The 22,162-nt window shown below is 47.6% G+C and carries 13 protein-coding genes; all 13 read left to right on the top strand.

What is annotated here, in order from left to right:
* Positions 1-6 precede the first annotated feature (6 nt).
* The 13 genes from prc (at position 7) to SD53_RS15500 (ending at position 22,155) form a co-directional block, all read left to right on the top strand.
* Complete coding sequence (gene prc / locus SD53_RS15560; protein ID WP_046521105.1) at positions 7-2,028, top strand: carboxy terminal-processing peptidase; 2,022 nt, start codon at positions 7-9, stop codon at positions 2,026-2,028.
* Between the two features lie 107 nt (positions 2,029-2,135).
* Positions 2,136-3,626 carry a Na+/H+ antiporter NhaC gene (gene nhaC / locus SD53_RS15555; protein WP_046521104.1) on the top strand — a complete coding sequence of 497 codons (1,491 nt, stop codon included), beginning with the start codon at positions 2,136-2,138 and terminating at the stop codon, positions 3,624-3,626.
* Between the two features lie 60 nt (positions 3,627-3,686).
* A complete protein-coding gene (pepN, locus tag SD53_RS15550; protein WP_046521103.1) occupies positions 3,687-6,284 on the top strand; it encodes an aminopeptidase N in 2,598 nt (865 codons plus the stop codon).
* On the top strand, positions 6,271-6,492 hold the full coding sequence (locus tag SD53_RS15545; protein ID WP_046521102.1) for a DUF2835 family protein: 222 nt from the start codon (positions 6,271-6,273) through the stop codon (positions 6,490-6,492). Before pepN ends, SD53_RS15545 begins: the two co-directional genes overlap by 14 nt.
* A gap of 303 nt (positions 6,493-6,795) precedes the next feature.
* The gene (locus tag SD53_RS15540) at positions 6,796-8,940 is read left to right on the top strand and encodes a DUF1302 domain-containing protein (RefSeq protein WP_046521101.1); all 2,145 of its coding nucleotides are present in this window, start codon (positions 6,796-6,798) and stop codon (positions 8,938-8,940) included.
* A gap of 20 nt (positions 8,941-8,960) precedes the next feature.
* Positions 8,961-10,322 carry a DUF1329 domain-containing protein gene (locus SD53_RS15535; protein WP_046521100.1) on the top strand — a complete coding sequence of 454 codons (1,362 nt, stop codon included), beginning with the start codon at positions 8,961-8,963 and terminating at the stop codon, positions 10,320-10,322.
* A gap of 76 nt (positions 10,323-10,398) precedes the next feature.
* Entirely contained in the window at positions 10,399-11,424 is a 1,026-nt protein-coding gene (locus SD53_RS15530; protein WP_052749418.1) for a WD40/YVTN/BNR-like repeat-containing protein, read from the top strand.
* Position 11,425: 1 nt separating this feature from the next.
* Positions 11,426-13,744 (top strand): efflux RND transporter permease subunit, encoded by a 2,319-nt coding sequence (locus SD53_RS15525; RefSeq protein ID WP_082101894.1) that lies wholly within the window; start codon positions 11,426-11,428, stop codon positions 13,742-13,744.
* Between the two features lie 237 nt (positions 13,745-13,981).
* The gene (locus SD53_RS15520; RefSeq protein WP_046521099.1) at positions 13,982-18,817 is read left to right on the top strand and encodes an NAD-glutamate dehydrogenase; all 4,836 of its coding nucleotides are present in this window, start codon (positions 13,982-13,984) and stop codon (positions 18,815-18,817) included.
* A 162-nt stretch (positions 18,818-18,979) separates the two neighbouring features.
* A complete protein-coding gene (gene pyrD, locus SD53_RS15515) occupies positions 18,980-19,993 on the top strand; it encodes a quinone-dependent dihydroorotate dehydrogenase (RefSeq protein WP_046521098.1) in 1,014 nt (337 codons plus the stop codon).
* Between the two features lie 109 nt (positions 19,994-20,102).
* Positions 20,103-20,621, top strand: coding sequence for a cell division protein ZapC domain-containing protein (locus SD53_RS15510; RefSeq protein WP_046521097.1), 519 nt, complete (start codon positions 20,103-20,105; stop codon positions 20,619-20,621).
* Positions 20,622-20,738: 117 nt separating this feature from the next.
* Complete coding sequence (locus SD53_RS15505) at positions 20,739-21,917, top strand: 1-acyl-sn-glycerol-3-phosphate acyltransferase (protein WP_046521096.1); 1,179 nt, start codon at positions 20,739-20,741, stop codon at positions 21,915-21,917.
* On the top strand, positions 21,895-22,155 hold the full coding sequence (locus SD53_RS15500) for a DUF2960 domain-containing protein (RefSeq protein ID WP_046521095.1): 261 nt from the start codon (positions 21,895-21,897) through the stop codon (positions 22,153-22,155). The genes SD53_RS15505 and SD53_RS15500 overlap by 23 nt, the downstream gene beginning before the upstream one ends.
* The last annotated feature ends 7 nt before the right edge of the window (positions 22,156-22,162 follow it).

Here is a 22,162-nt window from a genome sequence, read left to right as displayed (position 1 = left end):
TGTTCAATGAAAAAAATTTCCAGCTTAGCGGCGTTTTTTCTGGTTGTCGGCAGTGGTGTAGTTGCTGCTCCGCTGATTTCTCCTGTGCCCAATCTGGCGCAGGAACCACAACATGCAACGGCCAGTAAACGCATTACCAATTACTTTACCCGGGAGCATTACTTAGGCTTGCGTATTGACGACGAGTTGTCGTCAAAAGTTTTTGACCGCTATTTAAAAAGTCTGGATTTTTTCCGTAACGTGTTATTGAAATCGGACGTCGACAGTTTTGAACAATACCGTAACGAGTTTGATAACGGTTTGGCGAAAGGCCAGTTCGATTTTGCCTATCAGATGTTTAATCTGAGTATGACGCGCCGTTTGGAACGTTATGATTACGCTATCAGTTTACTAGATAAACCCTTTGATTTTACTCAAAAAGATAGCTATGAGTTTGAGCGTGAAGATGCGCCATGGGCAACGGATGTAGCACAGCTCAATGAGCTGTGGCGGCAAAAAGTAAAGTTCGATGCACTGAATCTGAAACTGGCAGGTAAAACAGCGGAGGAGACCACTAAGCTGTTGAAAAAGCGTTATGAAAATGCGAAGAAACGCTTGTTACAGACAGAAAGCGAAGATGTTTTCCAGATCGTGATGAACTCCTATGCCCGTAGCATTGAAGCTCATACATCATATTTGTCGCCGCGCAATGCCGAACGTTTCCAGCAGGAAATGAATTTGTCTCTGGAAGGCATTGGTGCCGTGCTGCAAAGTGATGATGACTTCACCGTTATTATGAGTTTGGTCCCCGGTGGTCCGGCCGACATGACCAAAAAGATCAAACCCAAAGACAAGATCATTGGTGTGGCACAAGGGGATGAGGAATTTGTTGATGTAGTGGGTTGGCGTCTGGATGATGTCGTTGACCTGATCAAAGGTCCAAAAGGCTCTACGGTACGTTTGCAGGTGTTAGTGGGGGGCGATGCTTCCAAAGGTGTACCGACTCAGATATCGATAGTGCGTGATAAAATCCGTCTGGAGGACAGAGCCGCCAAAGCCGAGGTGCTGGAGCCTAAACTGAGTCCCTTGGGTAAAAAAATTGGCGTGATCAATATCCCAAGTTTTTACAACAACCTGACGGAAGATGTGAAAAAAGAGATCGCCAGCTTAAAGCAGCAAAAGGTGGACGGTATTATCGTTGACTTACGTGGCAACGGCGGGGGTTCATTGCCGGAAGCGGTCGCGTTAACAGGTTTGTTTATCGACAAAGGCCCGGTAGTGCAAATTCGTGAAGCCGGTAACCGGATTGGCATTAGTCAGGATCAGGACGGCAGCGTATTTTATGAGGGGCCGCTGACTGTGATGGTAGACCGTTACAGTGCTTCGGCTTCTGAGATTTTTGCTGCCGCCATGCAGGATTATGGTCGCGCTCTGATCGTAGGCGAACATACCTTTGGTAAAGGCACAGTGCAGCAACACCGCGGGCTGGGCCGGGTATACGACATGTTTGAAGAATCTTTAGGTTCAGTGCAGTTTACTATCGCCAAGTTTTACCGCATCGATGGTGGCAGTACTCAGCATAAAGGCGTGATCCCGGATATTTTGTTTCCATCGCCGATAGAACCTGGGGAGTGGGGCGAAAGTAAAGAAGAAAACGCCTTGCCTTGGGATAGTATTCCGCCAGCACAGTACACTGCGTCTGATGAAATTAAAAAGGCATTGCCAGTTCTACAGAAAAAACATCAGGAGCGTTTCAGTAAAGAAGTTGAATATACTTATCTGATGGAAGACATTGCTCTGTACAACAAAGAGAAAGACGAAAAGACGATCTCATTGAACGAGCAGGAACGTTTGAAGAAAAAAGAAGAAAACACAGCGCGTGACTTAAAACGCGTCAACGAGCGTTTAGCACGATTAAAACTGCCAGCCGTAAAAAATTTAGACGATTTACCTGAAGTGCTGGAAAAACTGGATCCTCTGCTGGAGGAAACAGCACAGATCACGGCTGACCTGTTAAGCCTGGGTCATCTGGCAAAACGGGCGGATTAAAGCAAGCTAAGGGGTCAGAGTCAATGAGCTGGCATAGAGTTCATTGACTCTGACCCCTTTCTATAACAACAGAATTGGTGATAACCAATCGTGATGAGAACAACTCCATGGAACTACAGACTACACCACGCCCACACAAAACCCCGAGTTTTTTAGATGCCAGCATTCCTTTACTGGTTCTGATTGTATTACTCGCTTTAGCGGTTTACTTGTACGGCAGTGATTCCTCTTACGGTGCTAACCAGATCGCATTATTTGTCGCTTCAGGTGTAGCTGTAATTATTGGTTTAAAAAATGGTTACGGCTGGAATGAGATAGAACAGGCGATGGTCAAAGGTATTTCATTATCTTTGGGCGCGTTGTTAATTTTATTCTCTGTCGGAGCTTTGATCGGTACCTGGTTACTGGCCGGTACCGTACCTTCGCTGATTTATTATGGTTTACAGTTGTTGGACCCGTCCTGGTTTTACGCCGCTAGTTGCTTACTTTGTGCTGTGGTCGCCCTAAGCATAGGGAGTAGCTGGACTACAGCCGCCACTATAGGGGTAGCGTTAATTGGTGTGGCCGCCGGCTTGGGGATGTCGCCAGCTATTACTGCCGGTGCTATTGTTTCTGGTGCTTATTTTGGCGATAAAATTTCACCTGTCAGTGAAACCACCAACCTTGCGCCAGCGGTAGCTGGCTCAAATTTGTTTGACCATATCCGTCATATGACCTGGACTACTATTCCGAGTCTGATTCTGGCGCTGATTATTTTTTCTGTACTGGGATTTAATGCCAATGCGGTGGCTGATGACTCGCAAATTCGTGCGATCAGTGAAGCTTTACAACAGCATTTTGCCATTAGTCCGTTGATGTTAGTGCCGTTACTGGTATTGATGGCGATGGCTGTTAAAAAAGTACCGGCTTTTCCTACGGTATTTATCGGTGCGCTGTTGGGTGGGGTCTGGGCAGTGCTGTTCCAGCCCCAGTTGGTGGCAAAAATGGCCGATCCGGAACTAAATGGCATGCTTGCGACATTAAAAGTCGTCTGGACTACCTTGCATGGTGGCTTTGTGATTGAAACTCAAAATGCAGAGCTGGATAAACTATTAAACGGCGGCGGTATGGTGAAGATGCTGAATACTTGCTGGCTGATTTTCTCTGCCATGATGTTTGGTGCTGTGCTGGAGCATATAGGCTTGTTGCGTAAGTTTGTCGAAGCTATTTTGCATAAAGCCCATAGCACAGGTTCGTTAATTACCAGCACAATAGCCACTTGTATTGCGACTAACATTTTAACGGCCGATCAGTATATGTCGATTGTCATGCCAGGTCGGATGTTTAAAGAAGAGTATGAGCGCCGTGGTTTAGCGCCGGTGAATTTATCCCGTACTTTAGAGGATGGTGGCACTATCACCAGTCCGTTGATCCCATGGAATACCTGTGGTGCTTATATGCATGGTGTGCTGAATGTGAATCCACTGGATTACGCCATGTACGCCTTTTTTAACCTGATAAACCCGGTGCTTGCGGTGATCTATGCGTATATGGGCATTAAGGTGTTAAAGCTAACACCACCGGATACGCCAATCACAGCGGCCGTTCAGGGTAAATAATTAAAAAGGCCAGTTGATAACTGGCCTTGTTGTTTTCCGATCGTAAAAGAGAATTTTGTGATGAGTCAGATATCGAACCGTCAGGCAAAAAAGCTAAGTGACTACAAAGCCCCGGAATTTACCATCAGCGACGTGGAGCTGAGTTTTGAGTTAAACCCGGAGGCAACGCTACTGACAGCTACCTATCAATTGCACTCTGCCAGTGGCTGTGCCGGTACCCTGACTCTGGATGGGCAGGAGCTGAAGTTATTGTCTGTGTCTGTCGATGGGCAACGACTGAGCGCTGACGCCTATCAGGTGACGTCGGAGCAATTGATCCTGCCCGGTCTGCCAGCCAAGGCACAGCTTGAACTGAAGATTGAGCTGAACCCAAAAGCCAATACCGCACTGGAGGGCTTGTACTTATCCAATGGCGCTTATTGTACGCAATGTGAAGCGGAGGGCTTTCGCCGCATAGCTTATTACCTTGACAGACCGGATGTATTAGCCCGTTTTACCACTCATATTATTGCCGATGCCAAGGCTTATCCGGCGCTATTGAGTAACGGCAATCTGGTTCATTCAAGCCTGTTGGCTGATGGCCGTCGCCATGTGACCTGGGTCGACCCCTTTCCTAAACCCAGTTACTTATTTGCGTTAGTGGCCGGCGACTTTGATTGCTTAAAAGGCAGCTACACCACGGGATCTGGCCGCGAAGTCGCGCTGGAGTTTTACGTCGATAAAGGCAACAAACACCGGGCTCAATTTGCATTGGAATCGCTAAAACGAGCCATGTTGTGGGACGAGCAAACTTTTGGTCTGGAGTACGACCTGGATATCTATATGGTGGTTGCGGTTGACTTTTTTAATATGGGGGCGATGGAAAACAAAGGCTTAAATGTCTTTAACAGTAAATATGTACTGGCCGATCAGGCCTCTGCCACGGACACCGACTTTTTTAATATCGAATCTATTGTTGGCCACGAGTACTTCCACAACTGGACAGGCAACAGAGTCACTTGCCGCGACTGGTTCCAGTTAAGTTTAAAAGAAGGGTTAACGGTATTTCGCGACCAGCAATTCAGCGCGGATATGGGCTCGAGGACACTCAACCGTATTGATGCGGTGAAAACTATCCGTACCGCGCAATTTGCTGAGGATGCTGGCCCTATGGCGCATCCGATCCGGCCGCAGCAAGTGCTGGAGATGAATAACTTTTATACGGTCACTGTCTATGACAAGGGTGCAGAAGTGATTCGTATGCTGCATACCTTATTAGGACAGGATGGTTTTCGCAAAGGCATGGATTTGTACTTTAAACGCCACGACGGTCAGGCGGTGACCTGTGATGACTTTGTCAATGCTATGCAGGATGCCAATGGCCGGGATCTGAGCTTGTTCAGACGTTGGTATCAGCAGTCCGGTACACCAGAGTTGAAGGTGTATAGCCAATTTGATGCAAAAAAACGCGAATTTAAATTACTGATGCAACAGCATACGCCAGCGACCGCAGACCAGGCCGAAAAACAGCCTTTGCTGCTGCCTGTGCGAATTGAGCTATTGTCAGAAGGGCGTAGTCAGTCTTATCTGCTGGAAATGACCGAAGCTTCGCAGGAATTTAGTTTTGCCGTCAGTCAACAACCTGTGCCAGTGCTTCTGGCCGACTTTTCGGCGCCAGTAAAACTACAGTATCACTACAGTCTGGCTGAACTGTTACAAATAGCCCGTGAGGCAAAAGATGGAGTAGCACGTTGGGATGCGATACAGCAACTGTGGCAACTTCAGGTGAAGGCCGCCATTGCAGCACAACACTCAGGGACAGACTATCAGCTACCGGCAGCCTTACTCGAGTTCTACCGACAGTTACTACTCCAGCCTTTGGATGATTTGGCTTTTACTGCTGAATTACTCACTGTGCCTTGTTATGACATGGTGGCCGAGCAGTTTGAGCAGATCCCCGTACAGGAAATAGTGCAGGCACTGCAGGGTTTTAGGCAACAACTGGCAGAGAAGCTGGCAGAGCAGTGGCTGTTTTGTTATCAGTCGTTGCGCTCTGAAGCTTACCAGTATGAACAGCAGCAGGTTGCCCAGCGGGCTTTGCGTTCAGTGTGTTTGCAGTACCTTTGTTTTGTAAAGGACCAAGGGCTGTTATTACAACAGCAGTATCAGAGCAGCGATAATATGACTGATCAGCTCGCTGTGCTAAGAGCCTGTCGTAACTCAGCACATCCGTTATTTGCCAGCCTGATGAGTGATTTTGAACAGCGTTGGCAGCATGATGTGTTGGTACTGGATAAATGGTTTAACTTATCGGCCTCTTATCCGCATCCTACTGTGTTTAGTACCTTGCAGCAATTGACTGCACATCCGCAATTCAGTTGGCAAAATCCGAACCGGGTCAGGGCGGTGTTTGGTGCCTTTTATCAGCAAAATCCAGCTATGTTTCATGCAGAAGACGGCAGAGGCTATCAGGTACTGGCTGATGTGGTACTGAAAATGGATGCCATTAATCCGCAGGTCGCGTCGCGTTTAGTGACCCCTTTGCTCTCATGGAAACGTTATCAACCTGCACGTCAGCAGCAATTAAAAGCTGTTTTGCAGACTATGCTGAGTAAAGACTTGAGTAACGATTTGTATGAAAAAGTGAGTAAGAGTCTAAGCTCAGATGCGTCAGTATAAATTCAGACTGATCCTTGACGTCGAGCAATGTCTGGCCTTTTATCAGGGCTTGTATACCGATGTGGTGGTGCAGGCAGATAATGGCCAGACAGTCCAACTGCCTCTGCGCCATTTCAGACCCTATATCAGTCATTCCGGGGTCAATGCCCGCTTTGTATTAACCTTGACCGATCAGGGCAAGTTCCAGACTTTAGAGAAAATAAATTAGAGTTAATACTTAAAACGCCAACTTAAAACAAAACAGGCAAAATCTGCGACTTTAGCTATTATTTTCATTTAGTTAGATGATCTTCCTGCAACTGGTCAAACCGGATCAGACAGAAGTAGCAGGGTTTGGCAGGGGGAAAGGGAAAAAACTGAATAAAAATCAACAGATTTGACTGATCGCAAGCCTTGCGCCCCGATCAAAATGATGTAATGATTTCTTCGATACAAGCTGACCTCCGAGCAGTTGGTTAGCTCAAAATAAAAAATAACAAAATACCTGCAGGGACAGGGGGGGAGATAACGAATGAATACTAAGCCGGGTGCCTTCGTCAGAAGTACTTTAGCTCTGGGTGTTGCTTCTGCACTATTGGCCTTGTCGGCCGCCAGTGCGCAGGCCGCTACGTTTAACTTTGATGATGTAGAAGTGGTATTTGACTCTACGTTCTCCTACGGCGCCAGTTGGCGTGCAGAAGACCGTGACTGGGACACTATCAGTAAGGTCAACCACCCGCGTTTTGACTGGACAGGTTATAGCGCTTTTACCAATCCAATTTACACCAGCTCACAAATCTGGTCTCAGCCGGGCGCCTACTCCAGCAATGGTGATGCAGGCAACCTGAATTATGACCGCGGCGATATGTTCTCCGAAGTGTTCCGTGGCACACACGAATTGTCTATTGCCAAGGACGACATCGGCTTTTTTGGCCGCTTCACCTACTTCTATGATTCAGCCTTAATGGACGATGAAGGCGCTTATACCAATCCGCTGTCTGGTAATAAAGTAGACCCTTGTGCGGACGATGAAGCCAGAGATCTGGCCTGTCGTGACATTCGTTTGCTGGACGCCTACGTCTATGGCAATTTTGCGTTAAATGACGGTGCCAATCCATTGTCCATTCGGGTTGGTCAGCAGGTGTTGAGCTGGGGTGAAAGCACCTTTATTCAGCACGGTATCAATATTACGCCGATTGACGTTGGGGTCGCCCGTAGTCCTGGCGCTGAGTTAAAAGAAGCTTATATTCCTGTGGGTATGGCCTGGGCTTCATTAGGCCTGACTGAGAATTTAACTGCAGAGGTGTTTTATCAGTACGAGTGGGAAAACAGCTATCTGCCAGTACCGGGTTCTTATTTCTCCACCAACGACTTCGCCGGTAAAGGCGGTTATGCGCAGAATATTCAGTTAGGTTTTGCCGGTAACCCGGATATCGATCTGGATTTCTTAGTTTCTGAAATGAATTTGATCTCACAAAATGCGCCTGCGCTGCTAGCGGCGTTGACAACACCAGGCGCAACAGCGGCACAACGTGCAGCGGCTGTGAATGCCATGCTGGCGTATTCGACCAAAGTAACCTTAAGACCAGCGGGTGCTGCAGGTGAAATTGAACCTGAAGATGGTGGTCAATATGGTATTAAGCTGGAGTATTTCGCTCCGGAGCTGAACGACACTGAATTTGCGTTCTACCATATGAATTACCATAGCCGCACGCCGCTGATTTCGGGTATTGCGTCCGATTTCCGTGTCGGTGCTGATGCCACTGGTCAGCCTTTGGGTGTGATCCAGTCTTTGGCCTATCTGGCGGCGAATCAGGGCAATATCACAAAAGACAATATCAATGAGCTGGATGTATTCTCTAAAGGTTTAATTCAGTATCCGGAAGATATTAAGCTCTATGGCTTCAGTTTTAATACCACGGTTGATGGCACCTCAGTCGCCGGTGAATTAGCCTACCGTCAGGATGAACCTCTGCAAATTGATGACGTAGAAATTCTGTATGCCGGTATGCCAGAACAGTTAGCGAATGCAGGGTTACGTCCTGAATTGGAAGGCATCAGTCAGATTGGTCGTTACGATGGTCTGAAAATAGGGCCGGGCGAATTTGCTCAGGGTTATATTTTATCTGATACCACGCAAGCACAAGTTACAGTCACTCACCTGTTTGGTCCTATGTGGATCGCTGATAACTTCTCTATGTTAGCTGAAGTGGGCGGTATCAAAATCAACGATATGCCAGATCCATCGGTGTTACGTTTAAATGGTCCAAATACAGACCGTAGCGGTGGTCCTTTGTTGGGTACCATCAATGGTGGTCCTCTGGTGAATAAGGACGGTGTGCATACAGCCTTGTCTAACGGTGCTGAAACGAACCCATTCCCAACGGCTTCAGCCTGGGGTTACCGGTTATTAGCGAAAGCCGACTTTAATGACGTGTTTGCGGGCGTCAACATGTCGCACCGTGTGGTGTTTTCACACGACGTCAATGGCATAACACCAGATCCGCTGTTTATGTTCTCCAAAGACAAAAAATCTGTGGGTTACACTGTGGCCTTTGACTATCTGAACCGCTGGTCTTCTGAGTTATCTTACAATGCCTTCTGGGGTGGTGTAGGCACAACCAACAATACAGCTGACCGTGATTTTGTATCTTTTAACATTAAATACTCTATTTAAGGGACGAGGCGAGAACCATTATGAAAAAACTCACCCTGATTGCATCCACTATTGCGCTTGTTGTGAGCTGTGGAGCTATTGCGAAGTTAACTCCGGATCAAGTGGCCCGTTTGGGTGCTGATCTGACGCCGTTAGGCGCTGAAAAAGCCGGTAATGCCGACGGCAGTATTCCGGCCTGGGAAGGTGGTATTCAATCCGCTCCGGCTGGTTATAAACCAGGTGATCACCACCCGGATCCGTTTGCTGGCGATAAAGTACTGTTTACTATCGACAAGTCGAACCTGGCTCAATACAAAAGTTTGTTGAGTCCGGGTCAGATCAAGCTGTTTGAAGCTTATCCTGACAGCTACAAAATGAATGTGTATCAAACTCGTCGTACTGCGTCTTACCCACAGTATGTCTATGATGCAACTAAGAAAATTGCAGGCACTGCCGAGTTGGTCGAAGGCGGTAATGGTATTGTCAATGCTGCCATTGGTATTCCGTTCCCGATCCCAGCCAATGGTTTGGAAGCGATTTGGAACCACACCTTACGCTTCCGTGGTGTAGCGGCCAGTCGTAACGGCGGTCAGGTTGCGCCTACAGCCGCAGGGGATTACGTGACTATCGGCTTTGATGAGCAAATCATGTTCAAATATTCAGCGCCGGACGCCACGGTCGATGCGTTACAAAAAGAAAATATTCTGTTCCGTTTCAAGCAGGCTGTTACCACTCCGGCTCGCTTGGCAGGTACTGCGCTTTTAGTGCATGAGACGATGGATCAGGTAAAAACTCCACGTCAGGCCTGGACTTACAACACAGGTCAACGCCGTGTACGTCGCGCGCCTAACGTAGCCTATGATGCTCCGGGTACGGCTTCTGATGGCCTGCGTACTACCGATGACTTTGATATGTTTAACGGTTCTCCTAACCGTTACGACTGGAAGTTAGTGGGTAAACAAGAGCTGTTTATTCCTTACAACAGTTACAAACTGCATAGTAAAGACGTGAAATATGCGGATCTGATCAAACCAGGTCATATCAACCCTGACTATGTGCGCTGGGAAAAACACCGTGTTTGGGTGGTGGAAGCCAACCTGAAAAGCGGTACCAGCCATGTCTATGGCAAACGGGTGTTCTTTATTGACGAGGATAGCTGGCAAATTCATGTCGCAGATCTGTATGACAACAGAGGCGAGTTATACCGTGTTGCTGTCGCTCATGGTCTGAACTACTACGAGGTGCCAACACACTGGAGTACGCTGGAAGTGTTCCACGATCTGAACACTCGTCGCTACATTGCGATTGGTCTGGACAACGAAGACAAGATGTATGACTTCTCTGTGCAGTTAACAGATAACGACTTCACTCCAGCGGCTCTGCGCCGTGAAGGTACCCGTTAAGCTGTAAATGTCGAATAAACGGTTGGCTCGATGCCAACCGTTTTTGTTTTTAAATTGATGCTGAGTGAAAACTCTAATGATGGTTAAACTTTTATCCTCTGTCGCAGCGCTGCTGCTGACAACTCACATTCAAGCACAGTCTGCAGTTACGCCAACCCCATCGTATCTGATGCCTTTGGCCGATAAAGCTGTACTGACTGATTTAATCCGGGTGAACGATCAGCTCTATGTGGCAGTGGGGGATCGGGGCCATGTGTTAGTAAGCAAAGACAGCACAAACTGGACTCAGGTGCAAACCCCGGTACAAAGCCTGTTTACTTCAGTGTATTTTTCTGATGAAACACATGGCTGGGCTGTCGGACATGACGCCACTATTATTGCCACCCAAGACGGCGGACAAAGCTGGCAGTTGCAGCAATTTAAACCTGAAACCGATAAGCCGCTGTTTGATATTTTGTTTGCTGATGCCAACAACGGTATAGCCTTGGGTGCCTATGGTATGTTTTACCGCACCACAGACGGTGGTAAAACCTGGCTGGACGAGTTCCATCTGGAGTTGGTGGGCAGCGAGGATCAGGCGTATTTAAAAGAGCTGCAAGAGTCAGATCCAGAGGCTTATCTGGAAGAGCGCGCCTCAGTTCTTCCCCATTTTAACCGTATTTATCAGCACAACAACGTGCTGTATCTGATTGGTGAAGCAGGTTTTTTTGCCACCAGTGCAGATTTTGGCAAAAGCTGGACCCGTCATCCTGAATTTTATAATGGTTCATTGTTTGGCCTGACCATGACAGCAAAAAATAGTCTGATTGCGGTGGGGTTACGTGGACATGTGTTTCGAAGCACCGACCTGGGGCAAAGCTGGCAGGAGATCAAACTGAATCAAACCGCGACGCTGAACAGTGTGCTGACGGATGCTGCCGGCAATCTGTATTTAACCGGCAACGCTGGCACTTTGCTGGTCAGTCAGGATGATGGTGTCAGTTTCACCTCTGTGCCAACACAAGACAGTAAAGCCATTTTGAATGCCGTCGCAGTCAAGGATCAGCTGGTATTAGTGACCGAAGCTGGAATTCGAACCTTAGCAATCAAGAAGCCGGAATAACATGAGTCTGAACCGAATAGTCACCAGTTGTGAGACGGTATTGTTCCGTCACCGTATCGCTGTCATCGTACTTTTTGTACTCGCTACTTTGTTTTTATTGTTCAAAGCCAGCCAAATTAAACTGGACGCGGCTTTTACTAAAAATATCCCGTTGCAGCATGAATACATGCAGACCTATATGAAACACGCCAAAGATTTTGGTGGGGCCAATAATATTCTGGTGTCGGTTTGTGATGCCAAAGGCGATATTTTTAATCCAGATTTTTTTGCGTCTTTCAAAAAAATTCATGATCAGATTTATTACCTGCCGGGGGTAGACCGTAGTCTGGTGAAATCGCTGTATAGCCCCAGCACCCGTTTTGTTGAAGTGGTGGAAGATGGTTTTGCCGGTGGTCCGGTGATCCCGGCTGACTTTGCGCCTACTGCTGAAGGTTTGGCCGTGGTGAAGGCCAACGTCGAAAAAGCCGGTATTGTGGGTCGTATGGTGGCGGACGATTTTAGTTGTGCCATGGTGACAGCTCAACTGTTAGAGGTTGACCCTGATACTCAGCAAAAGCTTGATACCATTAAATTTGCTGCTGAGTTAGAACAACAGGTTCGAGGCCAGTATCAGAACGAAAACCTGACCGTCCATATTATTGGTTTTGCCAAGATGGTCGGTGATGTGGCCGACGGTGCGAAAGGCGTATTGGCGTTTTTTGCTGTGGCTATCGTTATCACCGCCATCATGGTGTATCTGTTCAGTGGTTCCGTGATGCTGACCTTGTTGCCGATCCTTTGCTCTTTAGTCGCGGTGATCTGGCAAATGGGCATGCTGACCGTATTGGGTTTTGGTATCGACCCTATGTCTATTCTGGTGCCATTTCTGGTATTCGCCATAGGCGTCAGTCATGGTGTTCAAATGATCAATGCGACAGGTAAAAACGTCGCTTTGGGCATGGATGCTAAAACTGCGGCCCAGGCCAGCTTCCGTAAGCTGTTGATCCCTGGTGGTATTGCACTTTTATCCGACACTGTGGGTTTTATTACCTTATTGATTATCGAGATCGGTGTGATTCGTGAGCTGGCTATTACCGCCAGTTTAGGTGTAGGTATTATTATCCTGACCAACCTGGTTTTATTACCTGTGCTGATGTCCTACGTTAAGTTCAGTGACAAGTACAAGCAGAAAGTCCAGACGCCGCATCCGCGTATTGAGAAGTTCTGGTATAGCTTGTCCGCCTTCGCGACACCTAAGTATGCGGTAGTCATTTTAGCTGCCACAGCGCTGTTGTTTGCGCTGGGCTGGCAACAAAGCGCTTATCTGAAAATCGGCGATTTACACCCAGGCGCGCCGGCTTTGCATGAAGATTCGGTTTATAACCAGGATACTTTCCTGATCACAGACCGCTATGCCATTTCTGTCGATTACATCAATGTGATGGTGGAAACCCCGGCCAACGGCTGTACCTTCCATGATGTGATGAATCGGATTGACCAGTTCCAGTGGCAAATGGAAAACGTACCCGGCGTGCAGTCTGCGGTATCGCTGGCCTCTGTGTCTAAATCTATTAATGCCGCCTTTAACGAAGGCAACATGAAGTGGAAAGTGTTGCCACGTACCACAGAGAGTTTGGTGCAAGCGTCAAGCAGAGTAGAAACCAGTACAGGTTTACTCAACAGTGACTGCTCTGTGATGCCGGTGATCCTGTTCTTAAACGACCATAAAGCTGAGACAATTGAAACCGTGGTGGCTGCTGCGAAAAAGGCGGGTGCAGAACTCAGCACGGATGAAGTGAAGTTTAAATTAGCTTCAGGTCCTGTCGGTGTTATGGCGGCGACTAATGAAGCTGTGGATGCAGCCCAAACCCCGATGATGTGGTACGTCTACGGGGCCGTGATCCTGTTGTGTTTAATCAGCTTCCGTTCGGTAAAAGCCACTGTGGCCGTGATAGTACCGCTGTACGTAGTGTCCGTTTTGGCGACTGCACTGATGACGAAGCTGGAAATTGGCTTGACCGTCTCTACCTTACCTGTAATAGCCCTGGGTGTAGGTATTGGGGTCGATTACGGTATTTACATTCTGTCGAATATGACCCAGTTGCTGCGCGATGGCACGCCGCTGCGTCAAGCCTATTTCACCGCATTAAAAGAGACAGGCAGTGCCGTGTTATTTACCGGCATCACGTTGGCTATTGGTGTCAGCACCTGGGTCTTTTCAGCACTGAAATTCCAGGTTGATATGGGCATACTGCTGACCTTTATGTTTTTAGTGAATATGCTTGGTGCTGTTCTGGTGTTACCTGCACTGGCGGCTTTTTTCTGGCGAAAAAATAACTAGTTTTTGTTTGTCTGAAAACTGCATGTTTAAACAAGAAAATGGCCGTTAGGCCATTTTCTATTTACGGCGGGTGAATAACTTGTCAAATCAGCGATTTTTGCTCTGGTACAACCAGTCACAAAGACATAAATAAAGCTCGAAAAGCCCGTCAATACTCAATAAACTTCGCACCTGACACGCTCTGTATGTAAGCAAACCCGGTCTTTGTAGACTGAGGTTTCAAAAAAGGATACAAAAATGGCACTGATAGACGGTCAACCTTCTGTACTACTACAAAATGTAAGTAAGCTTATTCGTTCTAAAGTCAAAGATCAGGTCGGACTGGTCGAAAAATTTGCCTACACTCTGTACGGCAATATGTCGCATGAAGATTTGTTTGGCCGCAACGACAGCGACTTATATGGCGCTGCCCTGAGCTTATGGCAAAGCTTTAATGGCCATACGGATGCCAAGGCATTAATCCGCGTTTTTAACCCGGAAATCGCCAAACACGGCTGGGAGTCTAAACACACTATTGTTGAAATCGTGGTCAAAGACAGTCCGTTTTTAGTCGACTCAGTCCGGATGGCATTAAGCCGTCAATCTATTACGGCTCACTTGTTATTGCATTACCCATTACAAACGCTCCGTAACGATAAAAACGACATCACGGACTTTTTTAAACTGGGGACTGTGGAGCAAGCCAGCACGGAACAGACAGTATTCCATATCGAAATTGATCGCATGACAGACAAAGTTGCCATAGAGGCGTTAACCTCTGAGCTGCAGTCTGTGATGGAAGATGTGTCGTTAGCGGTTCAGGATTGGAAGCCGACAAAAGCCAAACTGCTGCAGGTTATTGCGGATCTACCAAAGCAGGCAGGCTCTATCAATCCAACCGAGTTAGAGCAGGCGACTGAGTTTTTAAACTGGATGGCCAAAGATAACTTCACTTTGTTAGGTTATCGTGAATACCGTATCAAAGCGGTCGAAGGCGACCATAAAATCGAAGGCGTGAACGACAGCGCTTTAGGCTTAATGCGCCGTTCAACCTCGCGCGATTTAATGTTATCTGATTTGCCTGAGCAGGCCCGTAAGCAGGCATTAAGTTCGTCCTTATTAATCCTGACCAAAACCAATAATAAGTCCCGAGTCCATCGCCCGGCTTATATCGATTATGTCGGTATTAAACGTTTTGACGACAAAGGCCATGTCATTGGCGAAGACCGTTTTATTGGTTTGTACTCCTCTTCGTTGTACAACAACAGTGCAGCAGATATTCCATTGTTGAAAAACAAGCTGGCCAAAGTGATGGCCAAGTCTGGTTTTGCTCCGGGGACACATGCTTACAAAGCACTGTTAAACATTCTTGAAACTTACCCACGGGATGAGTTGATCCAGGCTACTTCCGATGAACTGTTGGATGTGTCAACTGGCGTGTTGCAGATGCAGGAACGCGATATGACGCGCCTTTTTGTGCGTAAAGACGCGTTTGGCCGTTTTGTCTCCGCTATGGTCTATGTACCACGTGAGCGTTACAACACTCAGCTACGCAAAGACACGCAACAGATTTTAGCCCAGTCGTTGGGCAGCACCGAAGCTGTGGAATTTACCACCTACTTCTCTGAGTCTGTGCTGGCGCGTACCCATTATTTCGTTCGGATCAACGATAACAATATCGAGTTTAATGTGAAAGAAATTGAACGTAATTTAGTAGAAGCGGCCCGTACCTGGGAAGACAAGCTGGAAGCTGCGCTGGTTGGCCATTATGGTGAAGCCCGTGGCCGTGAGCTGGCCCGTAAGTATTTAACGGCTTTCCCTTCATCGTACAAAGATGAAATGTTACCTAACGATGCGCTGGTCGACATTGAAAAAATTGAGTCACTGAACGACGAGCACCGGCTTGATATGCTGTTTTATCGTCCGCAGGAAGACCGTAACGACAGCAAAGCAGTGCGCCTAAACCTGTTCCATAAAGATCATCCAATTTATTTATCTGATGTGTTGCCTATCCTGGAAAACTTTGGTTTACGTGTGATAGGTGAAACTCCTTATGCAGTGCGTTGCCCTGATGGTTCGGTCAGTTGGATCTTAAACTTTGCGATGGAAGTCAACGGCACTATGCCGGCTGATTTTGAGCAAGCTCAGCAGTCGTTCCAGGACTCTTTTGCCAAAGTGTGGAAAGGAGAGTTGGAAGATGACGGCTTTAACCGTTTAATTCTGGGCGCTGGTTTAACAGGCCGGGAAGCCTCGTTATTACGTGCTTTTGCTAAATATAAACGTCAAATAGGCGGTACCTTTAGTCAGGCCTATGTTGAATCGACGTTTGGTCGTTATCCGCTATTGGCCAATCTGCTGGTGAAACTCTTTAATGCTAAATTTGCATTAGACAGCCATGATCAGGCAGAGGCGGAGAAATTACAGGCTGAGATCCTGGCGCAACTGGAAAACGTGGCGAACCTGGATGATGACCGCATTATCCGTCGTTTCCTGGCTATTATTCAGGCTATTGTGCGTACCAACTACTTCCAGCAGGCGGAAGATGGCAGCGACAAGCCTTATATTTCCTTTAAAGTACGTCCGGCGATGATCCCGGATATGCCACTGCCGTTACCATTCTTCGAAATCTTTGTGTACTCACCTAAAGTGGAAGGGGTGCATTTACGTTTCGGTAAAGTCGCACGGGGTGGCCTGCGTTGGTCGGATCGTCGTGAAGACTTCCGCACTGAAGTTCTGGGTCTGGTAAAAGCACAGCAAGTGAAAAACACTGTGATTGTGCCTGTGGGCGCCAAAGGTGGTTTTGTCTGTAAGAAACTGCCTGAAACCGGTGGACGCGAAGCCTGGTTAAACGAAGGTAAAGCCTGCTACCGTACTTTTATCCGCGGTTTACTGGATGTCACCGATAACATTCTGCAAGGTCAGATTGTGCCACCAAAACAAGTGGTACGTCTGGATGAAGATGATCCGTATCTGGTGGTTGCTGCCGACAAAGGCACAGCAACTTTCTCTGATATCGCCAACAGCATTTCATTGGAATACAACCACTGGTTAGGCGATGCCTTTGCTTCAGGTGGTTCAAACGGCTATGACCATAAAGGGATGGGGATCACCGCCCGTGGCGGCTGGGAGTCTGTCAAACGTCACTTCCGTGAGATTGGCATTGACTGTCAGACCACAGATTTTACCTGTGTGGGTATAGGTGATATGGCCGGTGACGTGTTTGGTAACGGTATGCTGTTGTCCAAACATATTCGTCTGCAGGTTGCATTTAACCATATGCATATTTTTGTTGACCCGAATCCGGATGCAGCCAAGACTTTCATCGAACGTGAACGTCTGTTTAATTTACCTACCTCAACCTGGGAAGACTTTGATAAGTCACTGATCTCAGAAGGCGGCGGTATTTTCCTGCGTAGCGCTAAGTCGATCAAACTGACGCCTCAGATGCAACAGATGTTAGGCACCACTGCAACCAGCCTGACGCCAACGGAATTTATCCGTGCAGCGCTGATGATGGAAGTCGATCTGATTTGGAACGGTGGTATCGGCACTTATGTCAAGGCGACAGACGAGAGTCATGCCGAAGTCGGTGACCGGGGTTCTGAAGCGGTGCGTGTGAACGGTAAAGATGTCAAAGCCAAAATCATAGGCGAGGGCGGTAACTTAGGGACAACCCAGCGTGGCCGTATCGAATACGCAACTCATGGTGGCCGTATCAACACCGACTTTATCGACAACGTCGGCGGTGTGGATTGTTCAGACAATGAAGTGAACATTAAGATCCTGCTCAATGCTTTGGTGGCCAGTGGCGATATGACACTAAAACAGCGCAATGAGCTGTTAGCGGCTATGACCAATGATGTAGCAGACATCGTCATCAACGACTGTTACCGTCAGACTCAGAGTATCTCCGTCTCTTCAGTACTGGGTGCTGAGCAGATGAAAGAATACACCCGCTTTATTCACGCGCTGGAAAAAGACGGCAAATTAAACCGCGAGCTGGAGTTTTTACCTTCAGATGATGCACTGGCTGAACGCACTGTCAAAGGGCAGGGTTTAACCCGTCCTGAGCTGGCGATCCTAACCGCGTACGGCAAGATGGTGATGAAAGAGTGGCTGGTGCTGCCGGAAATTTATGAGAACAGTTACTTTAAACGTCATCTGTTTACCGCTTTCCCGAAAGTGCTGCAACAAAGTTATGCCAAAGAGATGGAAACTCACCCGTTAAAAGCAGAGATTATCGCCACTAAACTGGCGAACCTGATTGTCAACGATATGGGTGCTAACTTTGCTCAGCGGATGATGGAAGAAACCGGTTCTTCTATTGCTGAAGTTGCTGTTTGTTACACCATAGCCCGGGACTTATTTGACGTAGAAACAGTCTGGAACAAACTGGAAGAGCTGGATAACCAGATCCCTGCTGCACTGCAAATTAAGTTGTTCCACCAGTTGCGCCGCACTATGCGCCGTACCACCCGCTGGTTCTTGCGTCATCGTAATAAGGCACTGGACATTCAGCAGACTATTGATTTCTTCAAACCCGCTTTTGTTGAAATCAGCAATAATCTGCAGAAATTATTGGCGCCGGCCGAAGCTGAACAACTGGCCGCCAACGAGCAAGCCTTCATTGAACAAGGCGTACCTGCAGATGTGGCCCGTTATTTAGCGCAGCTCAGTACCTGTTTCTCTGTGATGGATATTGCTCAGGTGGCCGATGCGGAGAAAAACTCACTGTTGTTAACAGCGGAAATTTACTTCAAGCTGGGCGATCGTTTGGATCTGCACTGGTTCCTGGAGCAAATTACGCAGCAACCTGTAGCGAACCACTGGCAGGCGCTGGCCCGGGCGTCGTACCGCGAAGAGTTGGATTGGCAACAACGTGCCTTGTCGGCTGTGGTTGTTCGGGGTTGTGCCGGTGCTTGTGATGCAGAAGCTGTGATCGGTAGCTGGATCACCGAGCATGAGCCGGTGCTGGCACGCTGGCGTCAAATGCTGGCTGAGTTCAAAACTACCAAGAGCCATGAATTTGCCAAGTTCTCAGTGGCATTACGTGAGCTGATGTTACTCAGTCATCACTGTGACCCTGTGAAATAATTCAGCGTCCAGCTAGAATACACCGGCTCTTTTCAGAGCCGGTGCTTTTTATGCTCTGCTATCCTGCAGAGCCCCCTTCGGGCCAGCTAAAGCTGTTAAAAATCGTTCCAGATGATTTTTGGCAGAGAGTTTCTAACTATTAATTATTAAAAGCAGGTTGTTATGTTTTATTCACTGGCGCGTTCTTTGATGTTTTGTACCGATGCTGAGTTTTCACATCACCTGGCTCTTGGCAGCTTAAAGCATCTAAAAAATACCCCTGCATCCTTGTTATGGCGTCAGGATTTACCGAAGAAACCAGTGACAGTAGCGGGTATTCATTTTGATAATCCTGTGGGCTTGGCGGCAGGTTTAGACAAAAATGCGGACTGCATTGACGCTTTTGGTCAGATGGGTTTTGGTTTTATCGAAGTAGGAACTGTCACGCCCCGGCCTCAGGCGGGCAATGATAAACCCCGTTTGTTCCGCCTACCTGCAGCGAACGCTATTATTAATCGCATGGGGTTTAATAATAAAGGTGTGGATTACCTGGTGGAGAACGTCAAAAAGTCCAGCTATAAAGGTGTGCTTGGTATTAATATTGGTAAAAATAAAGATACACCGAACGAGCAGGGCAAAGACGACTACATCGAATGTATGCGTAAGGTGTATGCGCACGCCAGTTACATTACCGTAAATATTTCCTCACCCAATACGCCGGGTTTGCGCGATCTGCAGTTTGGCGACGCGTTATTTGATTTGCTGCAGGCGGTGAAAAACGAGCAGTTGGATCTGCAAGCGCAGCAAGACAAATATGTGCCGGTTTTTGTCAAAATTGCGCCTGATATGGATGAAGTGGCCGTGCAGCAAGTGGCTGAGACCTTGCTTCGCAGCAAAATGGATGGTGTGATTGCCACCAACACCACGCTGGATAAAAGTGCGGTGCAACACCTCAAATATGGCAATGAAATGGGTGGGTTAAGCGGTTTGCCAGTGCAACAAAAAAGCACTGAAATAATCCGGCAGTTCCGTGCAGCTTTAGGGCCAAAAATGCCTATTATTGGCGTCGGTGGCATAGATTCAGCAAAAGCGGCACAGGATAAAATGGATGCCGGTGCTAATTTGGTACAGCTTTATTCCAACTTTATTTATCAAGGCCCAGCCTTGATCAAACAGATCGTCGAGAGCCTGAAATAAGCCATATGCCGATCAATTTTGGATCTTCACTTATTAGTCCAAAATAATCTTTAACAGCGTATAAAAACAGGTGTAGAAAGGCAACATCTTGAATTCACAAGGATTGAGTATGTTGTCTTTATGCCCTGACTGGTGCTGGCAGTACTGCGAACAGCAAGACCTTTTGCTGTTACAGTTGTCCGCCAGCCATCATATTCAAACCGCTTTTACTGCAAAAGAGCTGACCACCAAACCTGAGCAACACAGCTTATGTATGGAGCAGGCTCAACTGCTGATGGACTTTGCCGAAGCTTTGGAAGGTAAAGTGCCTGACAGTGATTTATTAACAGTTGCAGCCTGGGCTGTGGCGGCTTTGTGTTTTGTTAAAGCTCCGGTGCAAAAAAGCCATCTGTTCAACTTTTCCAGCATAGAATGCCGCGCCGATCTGATGAGTATCGCCAAACTTGAAGGCTTAAGCCGCGCTAAAGTGGTGCTGGTGGCCAAAGCTGACCCTATGGTCGATTGTTTGCTGCTGGAGCCAATGGAGCTTCTGAACGGCAAGCACTTATCGGCAGGACAATTGGTACGGGTGCAACAAAATCGCCTGATGCCGCTGCAATTTGCTCCGCTTTATGCCCTGACCGCCTGAGCACTATGAAAACGTTTAATAAATAAACAACCGCCAAGAGATCGGTCCAGATTAGTCTGGTGATCCGGGACGCAACAGGTAGAATAGGGCACATTTTCAAGCTGGGGTGTAAAAGCTGTGCCAAATCAAACGGATCCTTTTCAGGATATTCGCCCATATTTTGACCATGAAGTACCGGACGCGATCCGTCGTTTATTGGACGATGCTGATTTTTTGCATGCCATTTTAAATTATCGGTTGGCCAGTTGGCCTAAAACTATCCGCTATTTGTTTACACCTGTACTGCGCTGGTTACTGGCACGCAAAGCCAAAGGCTTGCGCACTGTGTCTGATGTGCAGCAGATGGTGGCTGGTTTTTTACAACAAAGTCTGCATAACAGCTCTGCCGGTGTCAGCGTTAGTGGTCTTGAGCATCTGGATCCGCGACAATCCTATTTATTTGTGTCAAACCACAGAGATATCGCCATGGATCCGGCGCTGGTGAATTGGTGTTTACATCAAAAAGGCATGGACACAGTACGGATCGCTATCGGCGATAATTTGTTGAAAATGCCTTGTGCTACCGAGCTGATGAAGCTAAATAAAAGTTTTATCGTCAAACGTTCGATCAAAGCGCCACGCGAGATGCTCAAAGCATTGGGGCATTTATCGGCTTATATCAAAGATTCACTGGAAACCGGTCACTCCATTTGGATAGCACAAAAAGAGGGGCGGGCCAAAGATGGTCTGGATCAAACTGACGAAGCTATCCTCAAAATGTTTTATATCGAAGGTAAAAAACGCGGTCTGGATTTTGCGACTTATATGCAGTCGTTGCATATAGTGCCCGTGTGTTTGTCTTACGAATTTGACCCGCTGGATCAAGCCAAAGCCAATGAGCTGTATCAATTGGCCAGCACCGGCGAATACAAGAAGTCGGAGATGGAAGATATTCAAAGCATAGTACAAGGTATAGTGGGCCAAAAAGGCCGGGTGCATGTGCATTTTGGTCAGGCCATTACGGACTGCTGTCAGGATCCGGCTGCTTTGGCGGCAGAAATCGATCGACAAATCTGGTCAGGGTATCGGTTATATCCGGTGAACTATTTAGCGGCAGAAATGGATGTCGAGCTGGACCCCGGCGAAGAAAGTGTATGGTACCAAACCAAAATGGCGTCTTTGCCAGCAAAGCTTAAACCTTATGTGCAGCAAATGTACGCAGCACCGGCACTGAAACAACAGCAGACTATAGCCCAGCAAGAACTGCTGGCGACTTCACAGAAGGAGCCGGAAGATGGCACGGCACATCAGCTATAAATACAAAGGGCAGTGGAAAAAGATCCCATTTAGCTACGATAAATACGCCGACAGCTTCGAAGCTGTCGCTGCCGCTGAGGGCATAGACTTAACGGCCTTTCGTAAAATGGAGCAGCAAGTAGCGATGACCGCCAAGGGCAAAGGCGCACTGAAAGACTATCGCAAAAATGCTTTTGTCCAGATGGGCTTTAGCGAAATTCTGCTACTGCGGGATGATCAGGAACCTTTTAATCTTTAAGCTGTAC

Source organism: Rheinheimera mesophila (genome assembly GCF_000986865.1).
Lineage (GTDB): Bacteria > Pseudomonadota > Gammaproteobacteria > Enterobacterales > Alteromonadaceae > Pararheinheimera > Pararheinheimera mesophila.
Note: the sequence above shows the minus strand (reverse complement) of the source record. Positions and strands in the feature narration are given on the sequence as shown.